This is a genomic window from Bradyrhizobium jicamae (assembly GCF_018130215.1).
GTDB classification, from domain to species: Bacteria; Pseudomonadota; Alphaproteobacteria; order Rhizobiales; family Xanthobacteraceae; genus Bradyrhizobium; species Bradyrhizobium jicamae_A.
The window spans coordinates 84,883-111,838 of the sequence record NZ_JAFCKQ010000006.1 but is presented as its reverse complement, the minus strand read 5'-3'; the positions used below and the strand labels follow the sequence as shown (position 1 = coordinate 111,838).

Genomic DNA, 26,956 nt, shown 5'->3' with positions numbered 1-26,956 from the left:
GCTTTCTCCCGCAGGGACCATTCCAGGGAGAACAGCAATGAACCTCACAATGAAGGACCGCGTCGCTGTGGTGACGGGCGGCAGCAAGGGCATCGGGATCGCGGTGGCGCGCCGGTTTGCCGAGTCCGGCGCCAGGGTGGCGATTCTTGCCCGCGGCGCGGCTGACCTCGCCGCGGCACGCGAGGCGCTGGCGAAAGACGGGCTCGTGGTCCGCGATTACGTCTGCGACGTCTCCAGGGCGGCCGACATCACCAGGGCCCATGAGCGGATCATCGCCGATTTCGGCAAGATCGACGTTCTCGTCAATAATGCCGGAACGGCGCGCACGCTGGCATTTGAGGATATCAGCGACGAAGCCTGGCAGGAGGATTTCGATCTGAAGCTGTTCGCGGCGATCCGCTTCAGCCGGCTGGTCTGGGGCGGCATGAAGCAGCGCAAGTGGGGACGCATCATCAACGTGCTCAACACCTTCGCGAAAGCGCCGGCCGGCCACTCGGCGCCGACCTCGGTGTCGCGCGCCGCCGGCATGGCGCTGACCAAGGTCATGGCCAACGAAGGCGGCGAGCACAACATCCTGGTGAATGCGCTCTTGGTTGGCCTGATCATGAGCGATCAATGGGTCAAGCGTCACGCCGCCCAATCACCGAGCATGGATTTCGCGGAATTCGCCAAGGGCCTCGCCAAGGGCACGCCGCTCGGACGCATCGGGACAGCGGAGGAGTTCGCCAACCTCGCCTGCTTCCTCGCCTCCGAGCAGGGCTCCTACATCACCGGCACCGCCATCAATGTCGATGGCGGCCGATCGCCGGTGGTTTAGAGCGCTGGCAACCTGGAGCAGGAAACATCGGCTCCAAAGCAAAAGGCCTCCGTCACCGGAGGCCTTTCTATCCTTAAACCGCGTCCTTGGCGGCCTTGACCGGCCGTGCGCGGACGATCTTCCGGGCCGGCTTGGCCTTGAACATCATCTCTTCGCCCGTGAAGGGGTTGGTGCCCTTGCGCGCCTTGGTCGCAGGCTTCTTGACCACGACGAACTTGGCGAAGCCGGGGACGAGGAACACCCCGGCCTTCTTCAGCTCCTTGTGGCCGACATCGACGAGCGTGTCCAACACGTTCTTGACGTCGCGCTTGGAAAGTTCGGTGGTGGTCGCGATCTTCTCGATCACTTGCGACTTCGACAATTGGGTAGCCATGGTTGCTCCATTGATTCTGGAGTGGGCACGATATGGCGGAAAACACCGAAAAAAACAGGGTTTTCTGCACTCCCCACAGCAATATCGCTGTGGACAGCCTCCGAATCAGCGATTTTTCCGGGGTTTTTCCAAGTCAAGGCGCTTCCGACCCCTAAAATAACAGGGTTTGCGCTCGCTCAGGCGGTTGCAAGCCCGCCTCGCGGAGAATCACTTCGCCCTCTCTCAGCCGTCGATCCATGCCAACGGACCGTCCGGCTTCGCGTTGATGATGCCTGCGACATGCGAGTTCTGGATTCGGAAATGAACCTCCAAAAGCCCGATCCATTACAAAATGGCCTGCGTTGCCATTCCATCGTAACATCCGGGAGACCCGCCGGGACCTGCCCGCGGGCCGGCAAATGCATGCCCCTGATGTGAGCCCTGGAGACCCGCGTAATGGACTTGTCCCGCCTCGAGATCAACCGCCGTACGGCCCTTCTGACCTCGGCCGCAATCGCGGCCAACGTCATCAATCCGATGCGGGCCTTCGCGCAGGAGACCCCGCGCAAGGGCGGCGTGTTCAACGTCCATTACGGCGCCGAGCAGCGCCAGCTCAACCCGAGCATCCAGGCCTCGACCGGGGTCTACATCATCGGCGGCAAGATCCAGGAGAACCTGGTCGACCTCGACGCCAACGGCCAGCCGGTCGGCGTGCTCGCCGAGAGCTGGGAGGCGACGCCTGATGGCAAGACCGTCACCTTCAAGCTGCGCAAGGGTATCACCTGGCACGACGGCAAGCCGTTCACGTCAGACGACGTCGCCTTCACCGCGATGAACATGTGGAAGAAGATCCTGAACTACGGATCGACCTTGCAGCTGTTCCTGAACGCCGTCGACACCCCCGATCCGCAGACCGCGATCTTCCGCTACGAGCGGCCGATGCCCCTGAACCTGCTGCTTCGTGCCCTGCCCGATCTCGGCTATGTCTCGGCCAGGCATCTCTATGAGAGCGGCGACATCAGGCAGAACCCGGTCAATCTGGCGCCGGTCGGCACCGGACCGTTCAAATTCGTCAAATACGAGCGCGGGCAATACATCATCGCCGACCGCAATCCGGATTATTGGCGGGCGAACGCGCCCTATCTCGACCGCATCGTCTGGAAGGTGATCACCGACCGCGCCGCCGCCGCCGCGCAGATGGAGGCCGGCGAGTTGCACTACAGCCCGTTCTCGGGGTTGACGATCTCCGACATGGCGCGATTGGGCAAGGACAAGCGCTTCATCGTCTCGATCAAGGGCAATGAGGGCAACGCCCGCACCAACACCATCGAATTCAACTTCCGCCGCAAGGAACTCGCCGACATCCGGGTCCGCCGCGCCATCGCGCATGCGATCAACGTGCCGTTCTTCATCGACAACTTCCTCGGCGACTTCGCCAAGCTCGGCACCGGGCCGATCCCCTCGACCTCGACTGACTTCTATCCGGGCCCCGACACGCCGCAATATCCCTACGACAAGGCCAAGGCGATCGCGCTGCTGGACGAAGCCGGCTTCAAGGCGTCAGGCGGCAATCGGTTCGCGCTGAAGCTGCTGCCGGCGCCCTGGGGCGAGGACATCTCGCTGTGGTCGACCTTCATCCAGCAGTCGCTGTCGGAGGTCGGCATCCAGATCGATATCGTGCGTAATGATGGCGGCGGCTTCCTCAAACAAGTCTATGACGATCATGCCTTCGATCTCGCCACCGGCTGGCATCAGTATCGCAACGATCCCGCGGTCTCGACCACAGTCTGGTACCGCTCCGGCCAGCCCAAGGGCGCGCCCTGGACCAACCAGTGGGGCTGGGAGGACAAGGCTGTCGACAAGACCATCGACGATGCCGCCACTGAAGTCGATCCGGTCAAGCGCAAGGCGCTCTATGCCGAGTTCGTCAAAGAGGTGAACACCGAGCTGCCGGTCTGGATGCCGATCGAGCAGATCTTCGTCACCGTGATCACGGCAAAAGCGCGCAACCACTCCAACACTCCGCGCTGGGGCTCGACGAGCTGGCACGATCTTTGGCTGAGTGCGTGAGCTTTCGTGCATCCAGGGCAGCGCTGCCCACTTCTCCCTCACCCCGCTCTTGCGGGGCGAGGTGACCGAGAGGCCACCGCCGCCGCACACCAGTGTCCACTTCGCTCGAAAACGCTATAGATAGCCGATGCGTATCCTGAGCCTTGCGGGGCGGCGGCTTGCCGCCTCGATCCCGACCCTGTTCCTGATCCTGATCGGCGTGTTCCTGCTGCTGCAGCTCGCGCCGGGCGACACTGTCGACGCGCTGATGGCGCAGATGGGCGGCGGCGATGCCGCGACCGCACACGAGCTGCGCAAATTCTACGGCCTCGACCTCTCGGTTCCGGCGCAGCTTGCCAATTATCTGTGGCACCTGATGCGGCTCGATCTCGGCTTCTCCTCGATCTACGGCAAGCCGGTCGCAACCGTGATCCTGGAGCGGCTGCCGCCGACCATCCTGTTGATGACGGCGTCGCTGTCGTTCGCGTTCTTTTTTGGCCTGGTGTTCGGCGTGATCGCCGCACGCGGCGTCAACCGCTGGCCGGATACGGTGATTTCGACCTTCGGCCTGATCTTCTACGCCACGCCCTCGTTCTGGTTCGGCCTGATGGCGATCGTGGTGTTCTCGGTGTACCTGCAATGGCTGCCGCCGGGCGGCTTCGAGGATATCGGAACGGTGCAGACCGGCATCTGGCGGGCGCTCGACATCGCAGCCCATCTGGTGCTGCCGACGCTGACGCTCGGGCTGATCTTCCTTGCGGTGTACCTGCGCATCATGCGCGCCTCGATGCTGGAGGTGCTGAACCTCGAATTTATCCGGACCGCCCGCGCCAAGGGGCTGGACGAGACCCACGTCATCACCCGTCACGTGCTGCGCAACGCGTTGCTGCCAATGGTGACGCTGATCGGCTTGCAGGCCGGCACCATGCTCGGCGGCTCGGTCGTGGTCGAGAGCGTGTTCTCGCTGCCCGGACTCGGCCGCCTCGCTTATGAATCGGTCGTGCAGCGCGACCTCAACACTCTGCTCGGCATCGTGTTTGTCTCGGCACTGCTCGTCATTGTCGTGAACTTCGTCGTCGACCTGCTCTATGCGCGGCTCGACCCGCGCATCGCGGCGGAGGGCTCGTGATGGACGCCGTGAAACGCTACTTCCGCAGCCCCGCTGCCGTGATCGGCCTGATCCTGCTTCTGCTCGTGATCGCGATGGCGATCAGCGCAAGCTTGCTCTATCCGCGCGATCCGCTGGCGCTGGCAGGGCGGCCGCTGGTCTGGCCGTTCACCAATCCGCGCTTCCTGCTCGGGACCGACAATTCGGGGCGGGATATCGCCGCGCAGATCTTCTACGGCGCGCGTATCTCGCTCCTGATCGGCGGCGTCGCGACCTTGATCGCGATCCTGATCGGCATCCTGGTCGGCGCCTTCGCGGGCTATTACGGCGGATGGATCGACAATGTGCTGATGCGGATCACGGAGGCGTTCCAGACCCTGCCGAATTTCGTGCTGCTGCTGGTCCTGGTCGCCGTGTTCGGCTCGACGCTATCAACGGTGACGATCGCCGTCGGCGTCGTGTCATGGCCGGCGCCGGCGCGGCTGACCCGCGCCGAATTCCTGTCGCTGCGCAACCGCGAATTCGTGCAGGCAGGCAAGACGCTCGGGATGCGGGACATCCGGCTGATCCTGGGTGAAATCCTGCCCAACGCGCTGCCGCCCGTCATCGTCTACGCCAGCGTGGTGATGGCGGTCGCGATCCTGCTGGAAAGCGCGCTCGCCTTCCTGAGGCTGTCCGATCCCAATGTCGCCTCCTGGGGCAACCTGATCGGTCTCGGCCGCGATGTGCTCCGGGTGCAATGGTACGTCTCGGCCATCCCGGGCATTGCGATCCTCGTCACCGTGCTCGCGGTGTCGCTGGTCGGCCAGGGCCTCAATGATGCGCTCAATCCAAGGCTGAAGAGCCGATGAGCGATCCTGTTCTCTCGCTCGACGGCCTGACTGTGCGCCTGCCCCGAGGCGCGGACCGGTCGCATGCACTGTCCGACGTTTCGCTGTCGATCGCGTCCAACGAGATCCTCTGCGTGGTCGGCGAATCCGGCTCCGGCAAGTCGATGATGGCCAACGCCATCATGCGGCTGCTGCCGAACGAGGTCGAGATCGAAGATGGCCGGATGATGTTCGACGGCCACGACCTCTGCACGGCGAGCCCGGCCGCGATGCGCGAGGTGCGCGGCGCCGGCATCGCGATGATCTTCCAGGAGCCGATGACGGCGCTCAATCCGCTGCGCACCATCGGCGACCAGATCGGCGAGATGTTCTCGATCCACACCAGATTATCGAAGGTCGAGATCAACGCGCGGGTGATCGCGCTGCTCGACGATGTCCGAATTCCCGATTCCACGGCCGCGGCAAAAGCCTATCCGCACGAGCTCTCCGGCGGCCAGCGCCAGCGCGCCATGATCGCGATGGCGCTCGCGCTCGACCCGAAGCTCTTGATCGCCGATGAGCCGACCACCGCGCTCGACGTCACGACGCAGGCGCAGATCCTGAGGCTGATCCGCGATCTGCAGCAGCGCAGGAAGACTGCGGTGCTGTTCATCACCCATGATTTCGGCGTGGTCGCCGAGATCGCCGATCGCGTGGTGGTGATGCAGCACGGCGTGATCGTCGAGCAGGGCGCGGCCGACAGGGTGCTGAACGATCCGCAGCATGCCTACACGAGGCAGCTGATATCATCGGTTCCGCCGCTCAAGGCACCGCCGCCGCGCAGCCTCTCCGGCAAGGACGTGCTGAGCATCGACCGTGTCTCCAAGACCTACCGCACCGGCGGCTTTCTCGGCCGCGGCGCGCGGGTCACTGAAGCCGTGAAGGGCGTCTCGCTGCATCTGCCGCGCGGCGCGACGCTCGGCATCGTCGGCGAATCCGGCTCGGGCAAATCGACGCTGGCCCGCTGCATCGTGCGGCTGATCGATCCCGACGCCGGGTCGATCCTGCTCGACGGCAAGGACTGGGCCAAGCTCACCCCGGACCAGGTCCGCCGCGAGACCCGGCACATCCAGATGGTGTTCCAGGATCCCTTCGCCTCGCTCAATCCGCGCCGCAAGGCGGCGGAGCTGGTCGCGCAGGGACCGATCGTGCATGGCGTGGACCGCGCGGTCGCAATCGCGGAAGCCAAACGGCTGTTCGAGCTGGTCGGACTCGACCCGTCCGCGGGCGACCGCTTTCCGCATGAGTTTTCCGGCGGCCAGCGCCAGCGCATCGGGCTCGCGCGCGCGCTCGCGCTGAAGCCGGATGTGCTGGTCGCCGACGAACCGGTCTCGGCGCTGGACGTCTCGGTACAGGCGCAGGTCCTGAGGTTGCTCGCCGAGTTGCGCCAGCAGCTCGGCCTTTCCATCGTCTTCATCACCCACGATCTGCGCGTCGCAGCCCAGATCTGCGATCTCGTCGCCGTGATGAAGGATGGCGCAGTGGTCGAGCAGGGAACGACGGCCGAGGTGTTCGGCAATCCGCAACACCCCTATACGCAGGCGCTGCTGTCAGCGATCCCCGGCGGCGACTTCACCCGCAAGCGCGATTCGGCGCTGGTCTAGGCCATTTCCCGCGTGTCGCGGCGGCGATAGAACCGGGAGCATCGGCGGCACGAGCTTGCGCAGATGCGACGTTGGGTTTGAAACAATCCTCCTGCCGCGCTGGCGGCTTCGTCGGCAGTGGCGTTGCCCCTTCACTTATGAAGCGCGGTTGAGAAAAATCGGCAGCCCCCGCTTGTTGGAGTAAAGGGGACGATAGCGCTCAGCGTTGTACGCGGTGGCAACGTCCAATTTGCGCGGTCCGAGCTTGGCGTCCGGGATGGGCACGAGGTCGTAGCGGCCCTCGACCAGCGCCGACATCAGCCCGGTCTTGCCTTCCAGGATGGCATCGTAGGCCAGGTTGCCGAACGTCAGTGCGACAAGCTTGTCGATGAAGTCTGGATCGCCCGATCGCAGGTCGTAGGTGAGGTCAGAGACGATGGTCTCCTCGCCGGCGCGCCGCTTGATCTCGTCGGCGAATGCTTCGGCCACACTCGCCTTCCTGCGGTGCCCGTAGGCGTCAGGGTCGCCGTATTCCTGCACCTTGTAACCCTCCCACTCGGCGCCCTCGCTGAGCACGATCAGCGCGTAGTTGCTTGGGTTGCCGTGCTTGTCCTCAACGAGAAGCTGGATCAACTTGTCGAGGTTGACCTTGTACTCCGGTATGGCGCATCGGATCGAGGTCGCGTAGGCGGTGTAAAGCGCGGTAAATCCGGCATCGCGGCCAAAGATGCGGAAAATGCCAATTCGCTCGTGCGAGCCGACAGTGGTGCGCTGCCGCTGGATGGCATCACTGGCGCGGGTGATCGCGGTCGAGAAACCGATGCAGTACTCGGTGTTGCGGACATCGTTGTCCATCGTCTTCGGGATGGCAATGATCTTGACGCCGAGTCCATTGAGCTTGTCGGCATAGCTCAGCGTATCGTCGCCGCCGATAGCGATCAGGTGCTCGATGCCGAGCCCCGCGAGGTTTGCCAGTACCTGGCCCGTGAGGTCCCAAGTCTTGGTTGCGATGCCGTCCCTGGTGCTCTGGGAAACTGGAAAGTCCTGCCCCACGAGATGATTGGGCAGCTTCTTCATTTTGGAGGGATTGGTGCGGCTCGAGTGCAGCACGGTGCCGCCGCGCCGGTCGATGATGCGCGTGTTTTCGCGGTTCAGCGGGATGATGTAGTGGGACTTGCAGGCCGGGTCGTCGAGGTTCAGGTGCGTGAGAGCCTCCCAACCACGGCGGAGACCGACAACCTCAATGTCGTCCTCGCTGCCGCGATAAGTCACACTCTTGATCACAGCATTGAGGCCGGGGACGTCACCGCCTCCCGTGAGAATACCTATGCGCTTCCTCGCCATGCCCACCTCCCGATTGGTATCTCGCAATAACGCCTGCGTCAGGTCGGGGTTTCCCTAGGTTATCCGCCGGCGGCGGGCTCCTCAAGATGGCGGACATCGGCGCCCGGTGATATCTCGTTAGGATAATGCCCAGCATCTTCGGAGCACAACGTCCTCTGGACGGACCCCGCCCGACGCTGCCGGCCCCTTCTTGCATTACATCTCCCGCGCATCGCGGCGGCGATAGACCAGGAGCATCAGCGGCGCGAGCTTGCGCATCAGGCCGTGCGCCGGGATCGTGACCGGCTCGGTGAAGGGCAGCGCGAGCTCGCTCTCTGGCACGCCCTGCACCGCCTTGGCGAGCTCGCGGCCGAGCGGCATCGTCAGCGCAACCGCACGGCCGTTGCAGCCGGTCCAGCCGAAGGCGTTCGGCCCGAGCCGGTGGATGCGCGGCAGGAAATCCGAGGTCATGCCGACATAGCCGTTCCAGACGCAGTCGAAGGAAATGTCGCCGATCTGCGGCCACAACCGCTGCAATCGCTCCGTCACCCGCGCCTTCAGCCGCGCCGCCTTGTCGCCAGGACCGATCACGGCACCGCCGGTGACAAGGCGATTGCGAGCATCATAGCGCGCGAAATACAGCTCACCATGGGTGTCCGACATCGCCAGCCTTCCGGGGATGATGGTCTTGCGGACGTTGTCCGACAGCGGCTGGGTTGCCATCTGCCAGGACAGTACCGGCATCACCTCATGGGCGATGTCGGGCACCAACGACGTCGAAAAACTCGCCGCTATAGGCATTGGTCGCAACTACGAGCGCGCGGCCCGAGATCTCGCCCCTCTCCGTCTTCACCACCCATTTGCCGCCGCGACGCTCGAAGCTGGTCGCAGGCGAGCGGGCATAGATTCGTACACCGAGGCCGAGCACGGTACGCGCCAGGCCGCGCGCAAGCGCCAGCGGATTGATATGGCCGCCGGTCCTGTTCCAGAACCCGCCGAACCACGCGTCCGAGCCGAGCATGTCGCGGACCTCATCGCGCGACAACAGCTCGACCGGCGCGCCGAATTTCGACCATTGCTGCACCCGCCGTTCCGCGATCTTGATGCGGCCGGGCGAATGCACCGGCTGTATCCAGCCAGACTGCTCGTGTTCGGCCGCGATGTCGTAGCGCCCAACGATATCGAACAGCGTGGAGGCGCTATCGCGCAACATCGCGACGAAGCGCTCGCCGGCCGCGCCATGTTTGGCGATGATATCATCGGGATCCGGCCGCGACAGCGTCGGAATTACCTGCCCGTTGTTGCGGCCAGACGCGCCCCAGCCCGGCTCGGCGGCCTCGACGATCGCGACATCAACATTGGCCTCACGCAAATGCAGCGCCGTCGACAGCCCGGTGAAGCCGCCGCCGATGATGACGACGTCGGCCTGCTGCGCTCCGGTCAGTTCGGGGCAATCAGGGCCGGACGGTGTCACCGCGGCCCACAGCGAAATGGGCCAGCGCACGGCATTGCTGCTCATCATGATCCTTTCTTGCGGGCGCCCGATCGTTCTGGTTAGCTTTACTCCCTTATTCCAGCCGGGAAGACAAGAAGTGGCACTCAAGAACGTCGTCGGAATCGATCACGCCGTGGTCATGGTCAAGGACCTCGACAAGGCCGCCGAAAACTACAAGCGGCTCGGCTTCACCGTGTCGCCGCGTGGCACCCATAGCGCGCACATGGGATCGGGCAATTACACCATCATGTTCGACCCCGATTACATGGAATTGCTCGGCGTGCTGACGCCGACGGAACACAATGCTCCGGCACGCGCCTTCCTCGACAGGAGCGGCGAAGGCATCGAGCGCATCGCCTTCACCGCCGTGGATTCGGCTGAAGGCGCGGAGGAGATTCGCGCGCGCGGCTATACACCGGTCGGGCCGACCGATTTCGAGCGGCCCGTGACGCTGCCGAACGGCTCGATCTCTGCGGCAAAATTCCGCACCTTCCAGTGGCCGACTGCGGAAGCGCCCGGCGGGGTGCGCATCTTCGCCTGCCAGCACAAGACGCGCGAGACGGTGTGGATCCCTGAATTGATGACCCATGCCAACGGGGCGAAACGCCTCAGGCAGGTGCTGATCGTCTCCCCGGACCCGGCAACCGATGCAGCGCACTTATCGAAGATGATCGATATCCCCCCGAGGAACGAGACCGACGGCGCCGTCGCCGTGCCCTCGGGCGGTGATCGTGCAGACTTCGTGTTCCTCACCAGGGAGCAGCTCGGCAAGCGCTATGGCGGCGTGCCGCTGGACGGCCTGCCCGATCGCGGCGGCGCCGGCCTCGTGATCGCGGCCGATCTTGCGGCCACTGCAAAGTCGCTCGGCGGGACCGGAGTATCCAGCGGCGGCAGCATCTGCGTGCCGCCGGCCGCCGCCAATGGCACCCTGCTCGCCTTCGTCAAGGCATAGACGCCGCGATTTGCGCGGCGCGGCAATCATGCGCGCCGCGCAGCTTGGGGCTAGGCAGGACCACTTCACACGCTTGAACGTTGATGCGATGGCAGATCGGATCAATGTTCTCGCTCCTCTCTCATCTGATCGGAAAACCGGTTTCCACTTTTCCCGATCATGCCCTAGTATCTCTCCCAAACAAGAACCGTCCAAGGGAGAGAGACATGTCGCATCACCTGATCTCGCGCCGGCAGATGCTGGCCGGCACGGCCGCCGCCGGCGCAGTCGGGTTGACCGGATTTCCGGCCTACGCCGAGGTCAACTGGAAGAAATATGCCGGCACCACGCTCGAGGTGATCCTCGCCAAGGGGCCGCGCGGCGACAATCTGCAGAAGTACATCAAGGAATTCACCGAACTCACAGGCATCCAGGTCGAGTCCGAGCAGATCCCCGAGCAGCAGCAGCGCCAGAAAGCCGTGATCGAGCTTGCGTCGGGCAAGCCGAGCTTCGACGTCATTCACTTGAGCTACCACGTGCAGAAGCGTCAGTTCGAGAAGGCCGGCTGGCTCGCCGACATCTCCGGCTACATGAAGGATCCGACGCTGACCGCTCCCGATCTCGTCGAGAGCGACTTCTCGGCCGCCGGGCTGGAGTACGCCAAGAACGACAAGGGGCAGATGCTGTCGCTGCCGTGGTCGGTCGACTACTTCATCCTCTATTACAACAAGGAGCTGTTCCAGAAGAAAGGCGTCGCGGTGCCGAAGACCCTCGACGAGATGGTCACAGCTGCGGAAAAGCTCACCGACACCAAGGCCGGCATCTACGGTTTTGTCGGGCGCGGCCTTCGCAACGCCAACATGACGTTGTGGACCAACTTCTATCTCGACTACGGCGGTGAATTCCTCGACGACAAGGGCAACATCCTGACCGACGGGCCCGAGGCGATCGCAGCAACCAAGCTCTATCAGGCGCTGCTGACCAAGGTCGCACCGCCCGGCGTCGCCGGCTTCAACTGGATGGAGTCGATGGCCTCCTTCACGCAGGGACGCTCGGCGATGTGGATCGACGGCGTCGGCTGGGCGCCGCCGCTGGAGGACCCGGCCGCTTCGCGCGTAGTCGGCAAGGTCGGCTACACCGTGGTGCCGGCGGGGCCGAAGGGACAATATTCAGCGACCTATGGCGACGGCATCGGGATTGCCGCGGCGAGCAAGAACAAGGAAGCTGCCTATCTGCTCTGCCAGTGGGTGGTCTCGAAGAAACAGGGTGCGCGGTTGTTGCAGGCCGGCGGTGGCGTTCCATTCCGCAACTCGATCCTCAACGATCCCGAGGTCCAACAGGGCGTGAAGATGCCAAAGGAATGGCTGCAATCGGTGATCGATTCCGCCAAGATCTCCAAGCTCGGCCTGCCCGTCGTCATCCCCGTCGCCGAGTTCCGCGACATTGTCGGTGCTGCCATCACGTCGACGCTGTCGGGCGCAGATCCCGCAACCGAGCTCAAGAAGGCGCACGAGCAATTCCGCCCGATCCTGGAGCGTAGCGAAAAAGCGTGAGCGTCGTGACACAGGCTTCTGCGGCGTCAGCACGGGATGCTGCGCCGGAGCGTGAATGGCGTCCGCCGTCCTACTGGCCATTCGTGATCCCGGCGCTCGTCGTGGTGCTCGCCGTGATCATCTTCCCGTGGGTGTTCACGATCTGGATGAGCCTGAACGAATGGAAGGTGGGCTCACCGATCACCTTCGTCGGGCTCGCCAACTACCTGCGGTTGCCGGCCGATCCGCGCTTCGTCGAGGCGGTCGAGCACACACTGCTCTACACCGCGCTCTCGGTGCTGCTGCCGCTGGTCTTCGGCACGCTGGCTGCGATCGTGTTCCACCAGAAATTCGCCGCGCGCGGCTTCCTGCGCGGCATCTTCATCATGCCGATGATGGCGACGCCTGTCGCGATCGCGCTGGTGTGGACCATGATGTTCCATCCGCAGCTCGGCGTGCTCAACTATCTGCTGTCCCTGGTCGGCCTGCCGCCGCAACTCTGGGTTTTCAATCCGACCACAGTGATCCCCTCGTTGGTGCTGGTCGAGACCTGGCAGTGGACGCCGCTGGTCATGCTGATCGTGCTCGGCGGGCTCGCGGCGATCCCGACCGAGCCTTACGAGAGCGCGCAGATCGACGGCGCGAATTTCTGGCAGGTGTTCCGCTTCATCACGCTGCCCCTGATCATGCCGTTCCTGTTCATCGCTGGCATGATCCGCATGATCGATGCGGTGAAGAGCTTCGATATCATTTTCGCCATCACGCAAGGCGGCCCGGGCTCGGCGTCGGAGACAATCAACGTCTATCTCTACAGCGTCGCCTTCGTCTATTACGACCTCGGCTACGGCTCGGCGATCGCGGTGGTGTTCTTCCTCCTGATCATCGCCCTCGCCGCGCTATTGCTGTATTTGCGCAAGCGCATGCTGTGGACGACAGAGCTCGGAGCCGGCGCATGAACCTGCGTCAGCTCCTGGGCCGGGTCGGGTTGTGGCTGTCGGTATTGACAATCGTCTCGCCGGCGATCCTGTTCTTCCTGTGGATGGCGTCGCTGTCGCTGAAGTTCGAAGTCGACAACGCCGCCTATCCGCCGGTGTTCATTCCGGAGAACTTCGCCTGGAAGAACTACGCCGATGTACTCGCCTCCAACCGCTTCCTGACCTACTTCGTCAACAGCGTGATCGTCACCGGTTCAGCGACCGGCCTTGCGATGCTGGTGGGCGTGCCGGCCGGCTACGGCATCGCTCGGATGGCCGCGCACAAATCGGCGGTGGTGATCCTGATCGCGCGCATCACGCCGGGACTATCCTACCTGATCCCGCTGTTCCTGCTGTTCCAGTGGCTCGGCCTGCTCGGCACCCTGGTGCCGCAGGTCATCATCCATCTCGTGGTGACGGTGCCGATCGTGATCTGGATCATGATCGGCTACTTCGAAACCACGCCGCTGGAGCTGGAGGAGGCCGCGCTGATCGACGGCGCCACGCGCTGGCAGGTGTTCCGCCATGTCGCGCTACCGATCGCCAAGCCGGGGCTTGCGGTCGCCTTCATCCTCGCGGTGATCTTCTCCTGGAACAACTTTGTCTTCGGCATCGTGCTGGCCGGGCGCGAGACCCGCACGCTGCCGGTCGCCGTCTACAACATGATCTCGTTCGACCAGCTGAGCTGGGGCCCGCTGGCCGCCGCCGCCCTCATCGTGACGGCGCCGGTGCTGCTGCTCACCGTGATGGCGCAGCGGCAGATCGTCGCGGGGCTGACTGCAGGCGCGGTCAAGGGCGGGTAGCGCGACGCTTAATGATGGGCGGCACGAGGGTTTGTGTCGACAAGCAGCCGCGTGAGCATGTGCTCGGGATCAGTCATCCCGTCGAGAACGTTGAAGTGATGCCGGTCGGGCGCGACGATGGCCTGGGTGGCGATGCCAGACCCCGTCCAGATGTTCTGCAGCAGACTGTTCTGGCGCAGGAATTCATTTCGCTCCGCCCCGCCTACATAGCAGCTGAGAGCAAACCCGTGACGGGGCTCCAGCAATGCGGGGCTTTCACGCGCGGCCTCCGCATCATCGATTCGCAGCACGCGATTCATCTCGGTTCGCATCAATGGTCTGAGGTCGTGCAGCCCCGATATCGAGACCACGTGCCCAACACGTTGAGCGACGCTATCCTGCAACGTGGACGTCGCGCACATTTGTCGCGTGACGAGATGTCCGCCCGCCGAATGACCAGTCAAGGTAATGGGTCCGCCCACCTCGCCGGCCACGTGATCGATTGCTGCTGCAATATCAGATACAATTTCACCGATGCGCGCTTCCGGTGCCAATCGATAACTCGGCAGGGCAACGGCGTAACCCAGTTCGACGGCGCCGCGGGCGAGATGCGACCACGAATTCTTGTCGAACGCCATCCAGAATCCGCCATGAACAAAAACGACCAGACCCTTTGGCGTCCCCTTCGGGAGGAACAGATCCAGACGTTGCCGCTCGTGCCGGCCATAGGCGATATCCAGTGACGCCCTCCCTTCGGCGACGGCGCTTTCGCGAAAGGCCGACGCAGAACGCAGCCATCTTTCCGGATAATCTGCGCCACCGGGAATGTGAGCGCCGTTGCGATAGGCGTCATCCCAGTCTTCGATCCTATGCAGCGGCATCCCGTCTTCCCTCTGGCTCTCGAACGTCTCCGGCGGAGATCGCGCAGCGAATGGTATAATATTTTATAATTAAAGCAATTGACGTCCGGCGTTATTTGTCGCAGCCTGGGTTGGCGGTGCGGACGAGCCTGATATCTGCCTCCCAGCCGGCTACCGCAACGCAGACCTGCGAAGCACGGTTAGCGTCGAACGGCCGTGGCGCCGGCCGCATACGATCCTTCGAACGGACCGATGGGGCCAACCGAAACCGGATTGAAATGCGATGGAACAGTCCCGCGACTCAATTCCCGACGGCGCTCAAACGCATTTCAGGGACCTCATGTCCTACAGCGACTATCTGCAGCTCGACGCGGTCCTGGCTTCGCAGAGACCCTTGTCCGAATCGCATGACGAGTTGCTCTTCATTATCCAGCATCAGACTTCGGAGCTGTGGATGAAGCTTGCCATCCACGAATTGCGCTCGGCGATGCAAAGCATTCGTCGAGACCAGTTGCAGCCGGCAGCCAAAATGCTCTCGCGTGTGGCTCGCATCTTCGAGCAGCTGAATAATGCGTGGGACGTTCTGCGCACGATGACGCCTTCGGAATACACCCAGTTTCGCGGTAACCTCGGGCAGTCGTCGGGCTTTCAATCGGTGCAATATCGCATGATAGAATTCATCGTCGGCAACCGAAATCTGGCTTTGCTGGCCCCTCATTCACACCGCCCCGACTACATAGCGGCGCTGGAAGGAATTCTGGCGGCGCCAAGCCTGTACGACGAAGCCCTGCAGTTGTTGGCGCGGCGCGGCCTCAATATCGGACCCGACGCAGAACGTGTGGACTGGCGCCTGCCGCGCGCCGCAAACGACGAAGTGCGCGCCGCATGGAAAGTCATTTATTCCAGCCCCGGCGAGCATTGGGAGCTTTATGAGCTTGGCGAAAAGCTCGTCGATTTCGAGGATTATTTCCGCCGCTGGCGCTTCAATCACGTCACCACGGTCGAAAGGGTCATTGGCTTCAAGCCCGGAACCGGCGGTACCAACGGCGTAGCCTATTTGCGCAAGATGTTGGAGGTCGTCCTGTTTCCCGAGCTGTGGAGCGTGCGTACGGACATGTAGGACGATAGAGCCGCCTCACAGGGGACATCGGATGGATGACGGTCGTGCATGGGAGTTGGATCAAAGCGATCCTGTTGCGTACGTACGCGAACAATTCCATCTGCCCCAGGATGCGATCTACCTCGACGGCAACTCCCTCGGCCTCGCATCAAAGACTGCGGAGAGGGTTCTTCTTGAAGCATTCGATGAATGGAAGACCTACGCCATAGATGGCTGGTCCCATGGGCAACGGCCATGGCTCTACAATGCCGAGGCGCTGGGCGCGCGGCTGGCACCTTTCGTCGGCGCCAGGCCAGCCGAGGTCGTTGCGACAGGATCGATATCAGTCAATATTCATCAGCTGTTGTCGAGTTTCTATCGACCGACACCGGCGCGCAGCATCATCCTCGCCGACACTCTCAACTTTCCGACCGACCTTTACGCGTTGCAGAGTCAGTTGCGCCTCCACGATCTCGATGTCGCAGGGCATCTGCTATGCACGGCGTCACGTGATGGTCACCTGATCGACGAAGACGATATCATCGCCAATATGAGCGATCAGGTCGCCGTGCTGTGGCTGCCCACCGTGCTGTACCGCAGCGGTCAATTGCTCGATGTTGCCAGACTGACCGATGAAGCGCATCGGCGCGGCATCCTCGTTGGTCTCGATCTGGCTCACTCTGTCGGCTGCATGCCGCATCGTCTGCACGATTGGGGCGTCGATTTTGCCGTGTGGTGCAACTACAAATACATGAACGGCGGCCCCGGAGCCGTCGGCGGCCTCTTCGTGCATGAGCGCCATTTCGGGGGCATGCCGGGACTGGCGGGCTGGTTCGGCTCGGACAAGGGCAAACAGTTCGCGATGGATGATCATCTCACCCCTGCGGGGGACGCGGGCGCGTACCAGATTGGCACTCCGCACCTCTTCAGCAGCGCGCCGTTGTTCGGATCGCTGGAGATCATGGAAGCCGTCGGCATCGAGCAGATCCGGGCCAAGTCGCTTCGACTGACCGATTATCTGATGCGACAGATTGACCTCGTGCTGGCGCCATTCGATTTCACGGTGGTCACGCCAAGGGAACATCACCGCCGGGGCGGCCACGTCAGCGTCCAGCACAATGACGCGGCGCGGATCGTCAAGGCGATGAAGGTTGCCGGTATTGTTCCCGACTATCGCGAGCCGAACATCATTCGGCTGGCGCCGATCGCTCTTTACACATCCTATCAGGACGTCGAGGACGCCATCCAGCGCATCCGCCGTATCATGATGGACCGATCGTACGATGCTTTCGAGAACGAGCGTGACATCGTGGCTTAGGCCCGCCACGGTGCCTTCGCTATGAAGCCCGATCACTCCGCAGGTGCTGCAGCCGGCATCTCCGGATGCGCGCTAAACGCCTCGCTGACGGCCGTGCGCCCGAGCGCATAGAAACCGGCCGCCATCACGAGATAGGCGAGCGCAACTCCCGGCGTCACGCCGAGCCCACCGCCGATACCGACCGCCTCGCCGTGCATGAAGCCGAAATAGGTCATGGCGGCACCGGCAAGCGCGAACGCCGAGGCCTTCAGGAAATCGCGCTCGATCACGAACACGCCGATCGCGCCCAGGATCAAGCCGGCCAGGATCGAGCCGCCGCCCATCACCTCGAGGCCGTGGTAGATCACGCCCTGTTGCGGCAATGCCGCGATGGCCGCGGTCTTGACCTCTCCAATCTTGTCGGCAGGGAGTCCGCCGACGGCCTGCGCCGCGGTTAACGTGGAGCCCAGCATAGTGTCGATCTGCAGCTTGGCCCAGGCCGCCAGATGCGGCGTCAACGCAAGCACGATCGCCGGCGCGTGCTTGACCGGCGTGGTCTGGAACACCTGCGCGCCGATCAGCATGCCGATATAGAGCAGGATCGGCGAGATCGCGACGACAGGGACCAGCGCAAGCAGCACCGAAATGATGCCGAACCAGGACAGCGCCACCACCATGATGCCGGTTGCAGCCGAATACCCGATCCGGCCGCCCATCGCCTTCCAGCCGGGATGGCCGATATAGACCGCGTTGATGAACGGATTGCCCATCAGGCAGCCGATCAAGCTGACAATGCCGTCCGCGGTCAGGACCCGCGTGGTCGGATATTCGTCGCCGGCGGCTTCCGCGCTCTCGACGTTGTCCATGGCTTCGACGAGATCGTAGATGCCGAACGGGATCGCCGTGACCAGGATGACGCCGAGGAATTCGAAGCCGGAGAACACCTGCCCGACCGCGGGGACCGGCACCGAGAACCCGAAATTGGCAAAGGCGTCACCGACACCCTTGAGGCTGAGGCCACCGAGCCCGAGCCCAAACAGGTTCGAGCCCCACGCGATGATCATGCCGACCGCGATGGCGACGAGGCCCGCTGGAATGCTTTTCGGATATTTCACGCCGCCGAACCAGCTCACCAGGATGATGGCGAAGCAGACCAGCCCGATCTGGGGTGTCATGTACATTTCGAGTGCTGGCCGCATCGAGATGAACGTCACCGATACGCCGGCGAGCGTGCCGAGCAGCGCCGCGCGCGGCGTGATCCTGCGGATGAACGGCGCGATGAAGCCGCCGATCATCAGGATGAAGCTCTGGAAGAACACCCAGACCAGGCCGGCGGACCAGCCCTTCATGGGATCGCCGGTCTTGATCGTGATCGGCAGCATGATCACGAAGGTGACGATGAACATGTGCGGGACGCTGACGCCAGACGGCAATGCACAGACGTCGCTGCGGCCGGTCTTCTGCGCCAGCCGATAGGCAAGGAAGGCGTAATAGAAGGTGGAAAGGCACATCATGAGGCCGAGCGCCGGCAGGATGCGGCCGAACACCAGGCTGTCGGGCATCTTCAGCACGAAGCGCAACAGACCGGTCAGCACCAGCATGTTGACGAGGATGTTGGTGCCGAAGCCGAAGAACGCGTTCCAGTCACCGGGTGTCCAGAAGACCGGCTTGAATTCGGACTTGCCGGCCGTACCGCTCATGCTCGTGCTCACGATAAATAATCCCCTCTAGGTCAATTTCTTCGACGTCTCCATTGCTTCCAGCACCGCGGCCGAGTTGGTGACCCAGCCGAAGATTCCGCCCTGGGCCTTGATCATCTTCAGGCCCATCTCGTGAAATTCCGGGAAATAGGACGCGCAGCCGTCGCCGATCACGACGCAGCGGTAGCCGCGGTCATTGCCTTCGCGCACCGTGGTGTTGACACATACTTCGGTGGTGACGCCGCACACCAGGAGGTTCTCGATGCCATAGTTCTGCAGAATCCTGCCGAGCTCGGTCGCGTAGAAAGCGCCCTTGCCGGGCTTGTCGATCACGATCTCGTTGTCGAGCGGATAAAGCTCCGGAATGATGTCGTGGCCGGCCTCGCCGCGGATCAGGATGCGGCCCATCGGGCCGGGATCGCCGATACGCAACGATGGCGCACCGCGCGCGACCTTCGCCGGCGGCGCATCGGAGAGATCCGGCAGATGCCCTTCGCGGGTGTGAATCACGAGCATCCCGCCGGCGCGCGCAGCCGCGAGCACGGCGGCGATGGGTTTCACCGCGCGGGCAAGCTGGCTGACGTCGTTGCCGAGCGTCTCGCCGAAACCGCCCGGCTCCATGAAATCGCGCTGCATGTCGATGATGACGAGCGCCGTGCTGCCCCATTCGAGCGAGACCGGCTCGGGCTCGGCGGCGATTGTGCCGATTGAGTTCGTCATGACGCGCGCCTCGAACGAGAGAACCTCAACGGAACTCAAGCAAGGCGCATGCCATTGTGTACAATACCATTCGGGGCGCGAGCGGGACGAAATCCGACGCCATATCAAGTCGTTGGATTTTTGCGAGCGTACGATGCGCCCGCTCGGCGTCGCTGCCGTGACGTGCAGTTGCTCATTTGCTGAGCGCCGGCAACCGGTGAGCAAGCAGGCTCACCTGAAGAAATGCACCAGCCCGATGCTTAACCCGAGCAGCAACATGAGCGACAGCGTGACGGCCGCCGTCACCCGGCCCCCGACGGTCGACAGCACGCGGACGTCGACGCCGAGCCCGAGCGCCGCCATCGAGACCACGGTGAGAACAGCCGCGATCCTGGTCACGGGCGCGATCGCCACATCAGGCACGAGCTGGAGCGAGCGCAGCGCCGCCAGCGCCAGGAAGCCGATGATGAACCAGGGCACCAGCTTGAACGGGCTGATCGAAACGGTCTTCGCCCCGCCGGCTCCAAGCTTGCGGCGGCGCGCGACGAGCAGCGACAGACCGAGCACGATCGGGCCCAGCATCAGGACCCGCACCAGCTTCACCAGCGTGCCGATCTGCGTAGAGACGATACCGGCCGGCACGGTCGCCGCCAGCACCTGCGGTACCGCATAGACCGTGAGTCCCGCGAGGATGCCGTATTGCGTCGCCGAGAGTTGCAGCAGCGGAATCAAGAGCGGCAGGCCGAGCACCATCAAGACGCCGAGAATGGCGGTGAAAGAAATGGACGACGCGATGTCGTCGCCATCGGCCTCGATCACCGGCGCCACGGCGGCAATTGCCGAATTGCCGCAAATCGAATTGCCGCAGGCGATCAGGATCGACAGCTTTGGCTTGAGCCCGAGCATCCTGCTGAGGCCGAAGCTCACAGCGAGCATGATCAAGACGGTGACCGCGATCGCGCCGATCAGGAGGTAGCCGGAGGCCACGATCGCAGCAAAGCTGATGGAGGCACCGAGCAGCATCACGGCGACCTCGAGCAGCTGCTTGGCGCTGAAAGCGATGCCGGAGCGCCAACGCTCCGACGGCTGCCAGGCGGTGCGCACGGCCATCCCGAGCAGGATGGCGACGACGAGCGCCTCGATATAGGGGTGGTCAAAAGCGCGTTCCTCGGCGGCCTGGACGCCGAGTGAGACGACCGTGACCGCCCCGCAAAGCAGGATGCCGGGAATGAGCTGGAGCGCGCGCATCACCGCGCCCGGCGCGGGCTCCTGAACCTCGGATCCTTTTGACTCAACCCGCATGACATCTTCCCTTCGAAGAAGATTTTATGCGCGAAGCCTGGGCGATTGGCTAATATATTTTCGGACTGCCCCAATAGAGAGAAGTTATGTCCCTCAACCTGCATCTGCTGCGCCTGTTCGCGGCCGTGGCGAAGACCGGAAGCTTCTCCCGCGCTGCCGAGTTGCTGCATATCAGCCAGCCGGCGATCTCCAAGGGTGTGCGGGATTTCGAACTCCAGGTCGGCTGCCGCCTGCTCGACCGGACGCCAAAGGGGGTGCGGCCGACCCGGGAAGGCGCGGCGCTGGCGCGTCACGCCGAGACGCTGTTCGCGGCCGAGCGCGCGGCGGAGGACGAATTGCAGGCGCTGCGCAACCTCGACAGCGGATCGCTGCGCATCGGCGCCAGCACGACGATCGCAACCTATATGATTCCGGCGTATCTCGGCATCTTCCACCGCGCCTTTCCCGGCATCGACCTGCACGTCGTCAGCGCCAACACCAGCGAGATCGCTGCCCTGATGCTGGCGCATGAAATCGAGATCGCGCTGGTCGAGGGACCGGTGGAGGACGAGAACCTGGTCAGCCAGGCCTGGCGCACCGACGTCATGGGCCTGATCGCCGCTCCCGATCACCGCCTCGCTGCAGCGTCAGGTCCGATCGATTTCCACCTGCTGGAGGACGAGATCCTGATCGTCCGCGAGCCCGGCTCGGGGACGCGCGAGGTGGTGGCCCAGGCGCTGGCCGCCCACGGCGTCGAGCCCAAACGGACGCTCGAGATCGGCAGCACCGAGGCGATCAAGCAGGCGGTCGCGGCCGGCGTCGGAGTTGCCATCGTGTCGACGGCGACGAGCGATGATCAGGTCAGGCTCGGGAAGTTGAGGGTGATTCCGATCAAGGGCACCCGGATCGAGCGAATGCTCTGGCAACTGAAATCGTCCGGCCGGCTGGACGTGCCGGCCGCGGTCGCTTTCGAGGGGATCATCAGGGAAAAGCAGGACGCGCAAGCGAACCCGCGCAAGCCGGTGGCTAAAGTGCGGCGAACAGACCCTGCGCCCAGGCGACAGCGCGCTCGAAGCTGAACACGCCCGGCTCGAAGTAGACGGCGCGCGCCAGAACGATGCCGACCACCAGCACCCAGAACACGCTGGTGCCCGCGTTCTTCAGCCATGTCGACGCACGCCCGCCTGCGATCGAAGGATCAATCGCTGGGACCGGCTCACCGAAGGGATCGAATGCGGATTGGCTCATGATGGCTACCGTTGGGAATACCCCCAAGATGTCAGGACATCCGGCGCGGACGCAAGGGTCGCGGAATGCCTTTTGAGGCATCCGCTTGGAATAACTTTTCTCGGCACGCACATAGAGGAGTGTTTTCTTCCCGGGGCACCAGTCGCCGTCAATGGTCGGTCGCGCGCTGCGGCGCCGCGCGTGGCAGTGTGATCAGGACGCTGGTCCCCATGCCCGGGGCACTCTCGAGACGGAGGTCTCCGCCCAGCCGGTTGGTGACGATGTTATGGACGATATGCAGGCCGAGCCCGATATGGCCATTGTCGCGGCGGGTGGTGAAGAACGGATCGAGGGCTTGCCGTCGGACGTCGTGACTCATGCCGCAACCATCGTCGGCGAACAGGATTTCTACATGCTCAGCACCCGCCCCGCGCAGCCGCATCGCGATCGCGCCGCCCTTGCCATCCGGAAATGCGTGTCCGACCGAGTTGAGAAAGAGATTGGTCAGCACCTGGCCGTAAGGACCGGGAAAGCTGTTCATCGCGAGATCGGGTGCGCCATCCACATTGAGCGTCAGGTTGTTCTTTGGCAAGGCCGGACGCAGGTTGGAGAGAACCTGCTCGGTATATGCGCCGAGATCGAAGTGACGCCGGTCGAGGTAGCTGCGATCGACCGCCACCTGCTTGAACGACTGCACCAGTTCGCCTGCGCGCTTGAGGTTTCCGACGAGCAGTGACGACGCACTTTCGACCACTTCGATGAAATCAGCCAGGCTCGATCGCTTCAACTTGCCGCGCGCAGCCTCGGCAGCGAAGTCGGCGCATTTTTGCTCCAGGACCGACGCGACGGTGAGGCTGGTGCCGATCGGGCTGTTGATCTCGTGAGCGACGCCAGCCACGAGCCGACCCAGCGCAGCCAGCTTTTCGGCCTCGATCAGGGACGCCTGGGTCTCCTGCAGATGGTGCAATGCCTTCTCGGCCGCATCCCGGGCGGCGCGGATCTCGCGTTCGCTGCGCTTGCGGTCGGTGATCTCTTCGGCCGCGACATTGACCCCGACGATGCTTCCGTTCGGCCCGCGCTGTGGATGCCAATGGGTTATCCAGCAGCGCTCGTCATTGTGACCCGGGCGCTGGCCGTACACCTCGACGCCGGTCACGGGTTGCCCGGTCTCCATGATCGAACGCACGATATCCTCGACGGCCGAAGCCAGCGCGGGCACGCAATCACGCACACTACGCCCGAGATGGCCTTCCACCGAAATGCCGCAGATTTCGGTGAGGCGCTGGTTGATCTGCAGATAGCGACAGTCGGGCGAAAGGTAGGCAAGGCCGATCGGCGCCGTGTCATAGATCAACTGCAGCGCCGGTTGCTTCGGGAACTGAACGTCATGAAGGGCGGACGACCTCATGCTTTCCCCCTACCCAGGCAAGATTAGGCCCCTTACCGTTGGTTGCAATAGTCCAAATAGGTCGGTCTTCGATGCCAAATCCATTCAAATTCGGCACAAACCGGCTGTGCGTGGAACGGCGCGCTCCCGACGGCGCATTGATAACTCAAGGTCGCGCGCTAGCGGATACGGTCGGGCTTCTCGGGCTTGACGTTGTTGGCCTCAGCGGTCGTAAGCGGTGGACGAGCGGCCACGGCCGGCGCTCCAGTTCCAGCCTGGCGCATGATCAGAACATCGATCCCCTGAGGGGTGATGGTCATTACGTAGTCGTACCCCTCTAGGACGCGCGCGGCGACGCGCAGCAACGGGCCGTTGAATACGCCAGTCCTGCGCACCGCCAGCGTGTCGTTGGAGCGGTAGCTCAGATTATACCTGTCGCGCAGCGCGGCGAGCACCTCCTCGAGCGAGGCATCGTTGACCTCGAGATGAACGATCCCGGACTTGCCTTCAACCCGCACCTGCGCCGACGCTCGGCCGCCGAACAGCAGCAACGCAAGCATGAGGAGGGGCAGGAAGCGACAGGCCATCAGATCAACTCCGCATCCGCGATACCATTCGGCAGGGACCAGTCAGGTTATTTGTCACTTTCATTAAAGGATGATGACGCCTGCGACAGTGCGCGCATCGCTCCGGGGAAAACGAAATGACAACGTTGTATGGGGAGACGGCGCACAATGACACATGCGCGTTACATCGGCGAACACTCTGCGTAAGGATGCCCGTCGCGGGCAGCGAGCGCCTTACGAGCCCGGTTGCTGCGGCCTAAAATTCTCGATCACGCGTAGCAGTACTCGCGCGCCAGTATCTGCGTCGGCCAACTCGACATGCTCGGCCGGATTGTGGCTGATGCCGCCACGGCAACGCACGAAAATCATCCCGATATCGGCGATGTCGACCATCGCCATGCCGTCATGCCCCGCTCCGCTCGGCAGCTCGAAGACCTGGAAGCCCTCGGCCGCCACGGCGTCAGCGATCTGCGATGTCAGCCACGGCGCGCAGGGCACGCTGCGGTTCTCATGGGTGACGTCGATCTGCAGCGTCAGCTCGCGGCGCCTGGCGATCGCCTCGACCCGCCGCACGATATCGGCGACCGCGCGCTTGCGATGCGTGTCGCTCTGCGAGCGGATGTCCATCGTGAAGGAGACCTTCCCGGGGATCACATTGGTGGCGCCGGGCATCGCCGTGATGTAGCCGACGGTGCCGACGAGACCGACCTCGTCGGTCCTGCAGAACTCCTCGATGGCGACGATGCATTCTGCGGCGCCCGTGAGCGCATCGCGCCGCAGCACCATCGGGACAGTGCCGGCATGGCCGGCCATGCCAGTGAGACTGGCGGCGAGCCGCGTCGCCCCGGCAATCGCCGATACCACGCCGACCGGCAATCCCCTTTCCTCCAGCACCGGTCCCTGCTCGATGTGCAGCTCGACATAGCCGAGCAGCTCGCGGCGTGCGCGCGCCGCCCTGCCGATGTGATCGGGATCGAGCCCGAACCCGACCATGGCCTCGTGCATCGAGGTGCCGCCGCGGTCGCGCGTGGCCAGCACGCTCTCGTCGAAGGTGCCGGCGACCGCGCGGCTGCCGAGCAGGGTCGAGGCGAAGCGCACGCCCTCCTCGTCCGCGAAGCCCACGATCTCGATCGCGAACGGCAGCCGCCTGCCGCGGCGGTTGAGGTCCGCGACGCAGACGATCGCGGTGATCACACCGAGCGGACCGTCCCATTTGCCGGCATCGCGGACGGTGTCGTAATGCGAGCCGAGCATCAGGCATGGCGCGCCGGCCCTTTCGCCCTCGTAGCGGCCGCAGACGTTGCCAATCGCGTCGAGATGCGCGCTCATGCCGGCTTCACGCATCCACGCCAGGATAAGATCGGCGGCCTTTTGATGCTCAGGCGTGAGGAAAATCCGTGCCAGGTGCTCGGGCGTCTCGGAGATCATGGCGAGCTGGTTGATCCGCGCCACGATCTGATCGCCGAGCGACGACTTCCTGGTTTGACCTGCGGTTTCCATCTCGCTCACGCTCTTCCATATCAGGGCCGCGCCGGGCATCCGGATCGGGCGGGCCGCGGCGCCGTCCCACTCGTAGCAGGCGCTATCCGATTCATCAGCCGCCAAATCGCGCGTCCTGCTCCGCGCTGCCCGACCCGCGCCGCTCCCCGCGGGTGAGAGCCTGCTTAACTGCATTGCATACAATGACGATTGATAGCCTAAATTATATGCATATCGGTTCTGACCAAACATTCGGCATCGCCAGAACAGATATGATTATCAAGTATTTTCATACACTTAATTTGAAGTGATCGCCAAAGATGCTCTGGCACGAAGCTTGCGACATCCGTTCCAAGCTCCGCCGTCTTGGCGGCTTGCGAAAACGATGGGCGGGCGGACCGCCGGAGGGAGCAGGCTATGGATTTTGGCAGGATTTCACGACGGCATTTGTTGCAGGGCAGCGCGGCGCTGGCGCTCGGCAGCACGCTCGGCGTGCGGGGTGCAGCCGCGGCGGAGACCACGGTCGGCTTCATCTATGTCGGGTCGCGCGACGACTACGGCTACAACCAGGCCCATGCGCAGGGCGCGGCCGCGTTGAAGAAGCTGCCCGGCATCAAGGTGGTCGAGGAAGAGAAGGTGCCGGAGACCGATGCGGTCGAAAAGACCATGGAATCCATGATCAACCTCGACGGCGCGACGCTGCTGTTTCCGACCTCGTTCGGCTACTACAACCCGCACGTCCTCAAGATGGCGACCAAATTTCCGAAGCTGCACTTCGAGCATTGCGGCGGGCTGTGGACCGACAAGGATCCGAAGAACGCCGGCAGCTATTTCGGCTATATCGACGAGGCGCAGTACATCTCCGGCATCGTCGCGGGCTATTCGACCAAGAGCGGCAAGCTCGGCTTCGTCGCCGCCAAGCCGATCCCGCAGGTGCTCCGCAACATCAACGCCTTCACGCTCGGCGCCAAGCTCGCCAATCCGAAGGCGACCACGCAGGTGATCTTCACCGGCGACTGGTCAATGCCGGTCAAGGAAGCCGAAGCCACCAACAGCCTGATCGACCAGGGTGTGGACGTGCTCACCTGCCACGTCGACGGTCCAAAGACCATGGTCGAGAACGCCGCACGACGCGGCGCGATGGTGTGCGGCTATCACGTCAACCAGTCACCACTGGCGCCCAAGGCCTATCTCACTGGTGCCGAATGGAACTGGGAGGCGCTCTATCCGAAGTTCGTCAAGATGATCACGTCGGGTGAATCGATCCCGAACTTCTATCGCGGCGGCCTGAAGGAAGAGATCGTCAAGGTCTCGCCCTATGGGGAGATGGTCTCGGCAGAGGCGCGCAAGCATGCCGACGAGGTCAAGGCCAAGTTCATGGCCGGCGACTACACCATCTTCAAGGGACCGATCGTCGACAACAAGGGCAAGACCGTGATCGCCGCCGGCACCGACCGTGGCCAGCAGGATCCCGAGCTCGAGAAGATGGACTACCTCGTCGACGGCGTGATCGGAGCGACCGCGTGACGACGGACACGGCGGAACC

Annotated in this window: 23 protein-coding genes and 1 pseudogene; 13 read left to right on the top strand and 11 right to left on the bottom strand. The window is 63.5% G+C overall.

What is annotated here, in order from left to right; translation table 11 throughout:
- The first annotated feature begins 37 nt into the window (after positions 1-37).
- Positions 38-817, top strand: a complete 780-nt coding sequence (locus JQ586_RS10440) for an SDR family oxidoreductase (protein ID WP_212394446.1) — start codon at positions 38-40, stop codon at positions 815-817.
- A 73-nt stretch (positions 818-890) separates the two neighbouring features.
- On the opposite strand, the gene JQ586_RS10435 is transcribed toward JQ586_RS10440, so the two are convergent.
- Positions 891-1,190, bottom strand: coding sequence for an HU family DNA-binding protein (locus tag JQ586_RS10435; protein ID WP_066510502.1), 300 nt, complete (start codon positions 1,188-1,190; stop codon positions 891-893).
- 435 nt (positions 1,191-1,625) lie between these two features.
- On the opposite strand from JQ586_RS10435, the gene JQ586_RS10430 reads away from it, so the two are divergent.
- The 4 genes from JQ586_RS10430 to JQ586_RS10415 all read left to right on the top strand — a co-directional run bounded on the left by JQ586_RS10430 (position 1,626) and on the right by JQ586_RS10415 (position 6,799).
- On the top strand, positions 1,626-3,239 hold the full coding sequence (locus JQ586_RS10430; protein WP_212394445.1) for an ABC transporter substrate-binding protein: 1,614 nt from the start codon (positions 1,626-1,628) through the stop codon (positions 3,237-3,239).
- 127 nt (positions 3,240-3,366) lie between these two features.
- Complete coding sequence (locus JQ586_RS10425) at positions 3,367-4,347, top strand: ABC transporter permease (protein WP_212394444.1); 981 nt, start codon at positions 3,367-3,369, stop codon at positions 4,345-4,347.
- Positions 4,347-5,177, top strand: coding sequence for an ABC transporter permease (locus tag JQ586_RS10420; RefSeq protein WP_212394443.1), 831 nt, complete (start codon positions 4,347-4,349; stop codon positions 5,175-5,177). The genes JQ586_RS10425 and JQ586_RS10420 overlap by 1 nt, the downstream gene beginning before the upstream one ends.
- The gene (locus JQ586_RS10415) at positions 5,174-6,799 is read left to right on the top strand and encodes an ABC transporter ATP-binding protein (protein WP_212394442.1); all 1,626 of its coding nucleotides are present in this window, start codon (positions 5,174-5,176) and stop codon (positions 6,797-6,799) included. Before JQ586_RS10420 ends, JQ586_RS10415 begins: the two co-directional genes overlap by 4 nt.
- Positions 6,800-6,934: 135 nt before the next feature.
- On the opposite strand, the gene JQ586_RS10410 is transcribed toward JQ586_RS10415, so the two are convergent.
- Positions 6,935-8,122 (bottom strand): 6-phosphofructokinase, encoded by a 1,188-nt coding sequence (locus JQ586_RS10410; protein ID WP_212394558.1) that lies wholly within the window; start codon positions 8,120-8,122, stop codon positions 6,935-6,937.
- 195 nt (positions 8,123-8,317) lie between these two features.
- Positions 8,318-9,620 (bottom strand): annotated as a pseudogene (locus JQ586_RS10405) (NAD(P)/FAD-dependent oxidoreductase).
- Positions 9,621-9,693: 73 nt separating this feature from the next.
- On the opposite strand from JQ586_RS10405, the gene JQ586_RS10400 reads away from it, so the two are divergent.
- The 4 genes from JQ586_RS10400 to JQ586_RS10385 all read left to right on the top strand — a co-directional run bounded on the left by JQ586_RS10400 (position 9,694) and on the right by JQ586_RS10385 (position 13,836).
- A complete protein-coding gene (locus JQ586_RS10400) occupies positions 9,694-10,548 on the top strand; it encodes a VOC family protein (protein WP_212394441.1) in 855 nt (284 codons plus the stop codon).
- A 206-nt stretch (positions 10,549-10,754) separates the two neighbouring features.
- Positions 10,755-12,080 carry a sugar ABC transporter substrate-binding protein gene (locus JQ586_RS10395; protein ID WP_212394440.1) on the top strand — a complete coding sequence of 442 codons (1,326 nt, stop codon included), beginning with the start codon at positions 10,755-10,757 and terminating at the stop codon, positions 12,078-12,080.
- 5 nt (positions 12,081-12,085) lie between these two features.
- Positions 12,086-13,015 carry a carbohydrate ABC transporter permease gene (locus JQ586_RS10390; RefSeq protein ID WP_409334484.1) on the top strand — a complete coding sequence of 310 codons (930 nt, stop codon included), beginning with the start codon at positions 12,086-12,088 and terminating at the stop codon, positions 13,013-13,015.
- Entirely contained in the window at positions 13,012-13,836 is an 825-nt protein-coding gene (locus JQ586_RS10385) for a carbohydrate ABC transporter permease (protein WP_212394438.1), read from the top strand. The genes JQ586_RS10390 and JQ586_RS10385 overlap by 4 nt, the downstream gene beginning before the upstream one ends.
- Positions 13,837-13,844: 8 nt before the next feature.
- Here JQ586_RS10385 and JQ586_RS10380 read toward each other — a convergent pair whose 3' ends face one another.
- Complete coding sequence (locus tag JQ586_RS10380) at positions 13,845-14,696, bottom strand: alpha/beta hydrolase (RefSeq protein WP_212394437.1); 852 nt, start codon at positions 14,694-14,696, stop codon at positions 13,845-13,847.
- A 262-nt stretch (positions 14,697-14,958) separates the two neighbouring features.
- Between JQ586_RS10380 and kynA the strand changes: the two genes are divergently transcribed.
- Positions 14,959-15,795, top strand: coding sequence for a tryptophan 2,3-dioxygenase (kynA, locus tag JQ586_RS10375; RefSeq protein ID WP_212394436.1), 837 nt, complete (start codon positions 14,959-14,961; stop codon positions 15,793-15,795).
- Positions 15,796-15,826: 31 nt separating this feature from the next.
- Positions 15,827-17,092, top strand: coding sequence for a kynureninase (gene kynU / locus JQ586_RS10370; RefSeq protein ID WP_212394435.1), 1,266 nt, complete (start codon positions 15,827-15,829; stop codon positions 17,090-17,092).
- A gap of 32 nt (positions 17,093-17,124) precedes the next feature.
- On the opposite strand, the gene JQ586_RS10365 is transcribed toward kynU, so the two are convergent.
- The 3 genes from JQ586_RS10365 to JQ586_RS10355 all read right to left on the bottom strand — a co-directional run bounded on the left by JQ586_RS10365 (position 17,125) and on the right by JQ586_RS10355 (position 20,772).
- Positions 17,125-18,771, bottom strand: coding sequence for a regulator (locus JQ586_RS10365; protein ID WP_212394434.1), 1,647 nt, complete (start codon positions 18,769-18,771; stop codon positions 17,125-17,127).
- Between the two features lie 27 nt (positions 18,772-18,798).
- On the bottom strand, positions 18,799-19,491 hold the full coding sequence (locus tag JQ586_RS10360; RefSeq protein ID WP_212394433.1) for a cysteine hydrolase family protein: 693 nt from the start codon (positions 19,489-19,491) through the stop codon (positions 18,799-18,801).
- Positions 19,492-19,701: 210 nt separating this feature from the next.
- A complete protein-coding gene (locus JQ586_RS10355; protein WP_212394432.1) occupies positions 19,702-20,772 on the bottom strand; it encodes a putative sulfate exporter family transporter in 1,071 nt (356 codons plus the stop codon).
- Positions 20,773-20,858: 86 nt separating this feature from the next.
- Between JQ586_RS10355 and JQ586_RS10350 the strand changes: the two genes are divergently transcribed.
- Entirely contained in the window at positions 20,859-21,830 is a 972-nt protein-coding gene (locus JQ586_RS10350) for a LysR family transcriptional regulator (RefSeq protein ID WP_212394431.1), read from the top strand.
- Here the strand turns inward: JQ586_RS10350 and JQ586_RS10345 are convergent.
- The 4 genes from JQ586_RS10345 to JQ586_RS10330 all read right to left on the bottom strand — a co-directional run bounded on the left by JQ586_RS10345 (position 21,778) and on the right by JQ586_RS10330 (position 25,431).
- On the bottom strand, positions 21,778-21,999 hold the full coding sequence (locus tag JQ586_RS10345; RefSeq protein ID WP_212394430.1) for a hypothetical protein: 222 nt from the start codon (positions 21,997-21,999) through the stop codon (positions 21,778-21,780). The two genes, JQ586_RS10350 and JQ586_RS10345, sit on opposite strands and share 53 nt — an antisense overlap.
- Positions 22,000-22,147: 148 nt before the next feature.
- Positions 22,148-23,386, bottom strand: a complete 1,239-nt coding sequence (locus JQ586_RS10340; RefSeq protein WP_212394429.1) for a PAS domain-containing sensor histidine kinase — start codon at positions 23,384-23,386, stop codon at positions 22,148-22,150.
- Between the two features lie 158 nt (positions 23,387-23,544).
- Positions 23,545-23,952 carry a hypothetical protein gene (locus JQ586_RS10335; RefSeq protein ID WP_212394428.1) on the bottom strand — a complete coding sequence of 136 codons (408 nt, stop codon included), beginning with the start codon at positions 23,950-23,952 and terminating at the stop codon, positions 23,545-23,547.
- 213 nt (positions 23,953-24,165) lie between these two features.
- On the bottom strand, positions 24,166-25,431 hold the full coding sequence (locus JQ586_RS10330) for an allantoate amidohydrolase (protein ID WP_212394557.1): 1,266 nt from the start codon (positions 25,429-25,431) through the stop codon (positions 24,166-24,168).
- Positions 25,432-25,827: 396 nt separating this feature from the next.
- Between JQ586_RS10330 and JQ586_RS10325 the strand changes: the two genes are divergently transcribed.
- Positions 25,828-26,937 carry a BMP family ABC transporter substrate-binding protein gene (locus JQ586_RS10325; protein WP_212394427.1) on the top strand — a complete coding sequence of 370 codons (1,110 nt, stop codon included), beginning with the start codon at positions 25,828-25,830 and terminating at the stop codon, positions 26,935-26,937.
- Positions 26,938-26,956 lie beyond the last annotated feature (19 nt).

Excerpts from the sequence above, each read along its gene's own strand:
- JQ586_RS10420 (WP_212394443.1), top strand. The coding sequence starts at position 4,347 with ATGGACGCCGTGAAACGCTACTTCCGCAGCCCCGCTGCCGTGATCGGC.
- JQ586_RS10435 (WP_066510502.1), bottom strand. The coding sequence starts at position 1,190 with ATGGCTACCCAATTGTCGAAGTCGCAAGTGATCGAGAAGATCGCGACC.
- JQ586_RS10385 (WP_212394438.1), top strand. The coding sequence starts at position 13,012 with ATGAACCTGCGTCAGCTCCTGGGCCGGGTCGGGTTGTGGCTGTCGGTA.
- JQ586_RS10340 (WP_212394429.1), bottom strand. The coding sequence starts at position 23,386 with ATGAGGTCGTCCGCCCTTCATGACGTTCAGTTCCCGAAGCAACCGGCG.
- JQ586_RS10430 (WP_212394445.1), top strand. The coding sequence starts at position 1,626 with ATGGACTTGTCCCGCCTCGAGATCAACCGCCGTACGGCCCTTCTGACC.
- JQ586_RS10440 (WP_212394446.1), top strand. The coding sequence starts at position 38 with ATGAACCTCACAATGAAGGACCGCGTCGCTGTGGTGACGGGCGGCAGC.
- kynU (WP_212394435.1), top strand. The coding sequence starts at position 15,827 with ATGGATGACGGTCGTGCATGGGAGTTGGATCAAAGCGATCCTGTTGCG.
- JQ586_RS10330 (WP_212394557.1), bottom strand. The coding sequence starts at position 25,431 with ATGGAAACCGCAGGTCAAACCAGGAAGTCGTCGCTCGGCGATCAGATC.
- kynA (WP_212394436.1), top strand. The coding sequence starts at position 14,959 with ATGGAACAGTCCCGCGACTCAATTCCCGACGGCGCTCAAACGCATTTC.
- JQ586_RS10365 (WP_212394434.1), bottom strand. The coding sequence starts at position 18,771 with ATGAGCGGTACGGCCGGCAAGTCCGAATTCAAGCCGGTCTTCTGGACA.
- JQ586_RS10415 (WP_212394442.1), top strand. The coding sequence starts at position 5,174 with ATGAGCGATCCTGTTCTCTCGCTCGACGGCCTGACTGTGCGCCTGCCC.
- JQ586_RS10335 (WP_212394428.1), bottom strand. The coding sequence starts at position 23,952 with ATGGCCTGTCGCTTCCTGCCCCTCCTCATGCTTGCGTTGCTGCTGTTC.
- JQ586_RS10425 (WP_212394444.1), top strand. The coding sequence starts at position 3,367 with ATGCGTATCCTGAGCCTTGCGGGGCGGCGGCTTGCCGCCTCGATCCCG.
- JQ586_RS10350 (WP_212394431.1), top strand. The coding sequence starts at position 20,859 with ATGTCCCTCAACCTGCATCTGCTGCGCCTGTTCGCGGCCGTGGCGAAG.
- JQ586_RS10325 (WP_212394427.1), top strand. The coding sequence starts at position 25,828 with ATGGATTTTGGCAGGATTTCACGACGGCATTTGTTGCAGGGCAGCGCG.
- JQ586_RS10380 (WP_212394437.1), bottom strand. The coding sequence starts at position 14,696 with ATGCCGCTGCATAGGATCGAAGACTGGGATGACGCCTATCGCAACGGC.
- JQ586_RS10395 (WP_212394440.1), top strand. The coding sequence starts at position 10,755 with ATGTCGCATCACCTGATCTCGCGCCGGCAGATGCTGGCCGGCACGGCC.
- JQ586_RS10355 (WP_212394432.1), bottom strand. The coding sequence starts at position 20,772 with ATGCGGGTTGAGTCAAAAGGATCCGAGGTTCAGGAGCCCGCGCCGGGC.
- JQ586_RS10345 (WP_212394430.1), bottom strand. The coding sequence starts at position 21,999 with ATGAGCCAATCCGCATTCGATCCCTTCGGTGAGCCGGTCCCAGCGATT.
- JQ586_RS10360 (WP_212394433.1), bottom strand. The coding sequence starts at position 19,491 with ATGACGAACTCAATCGGCACAATCGCCGCCGAGCCCGAGCCGGTCTCG.
- JQ586_RS10410 (WP_212394558.1), bottom strand. The coding sequence starts at position 8,122 with ATGGCGAGGAAGCGCATAGGTATTCTCACGGGAGGCGGTGACGTCCCC.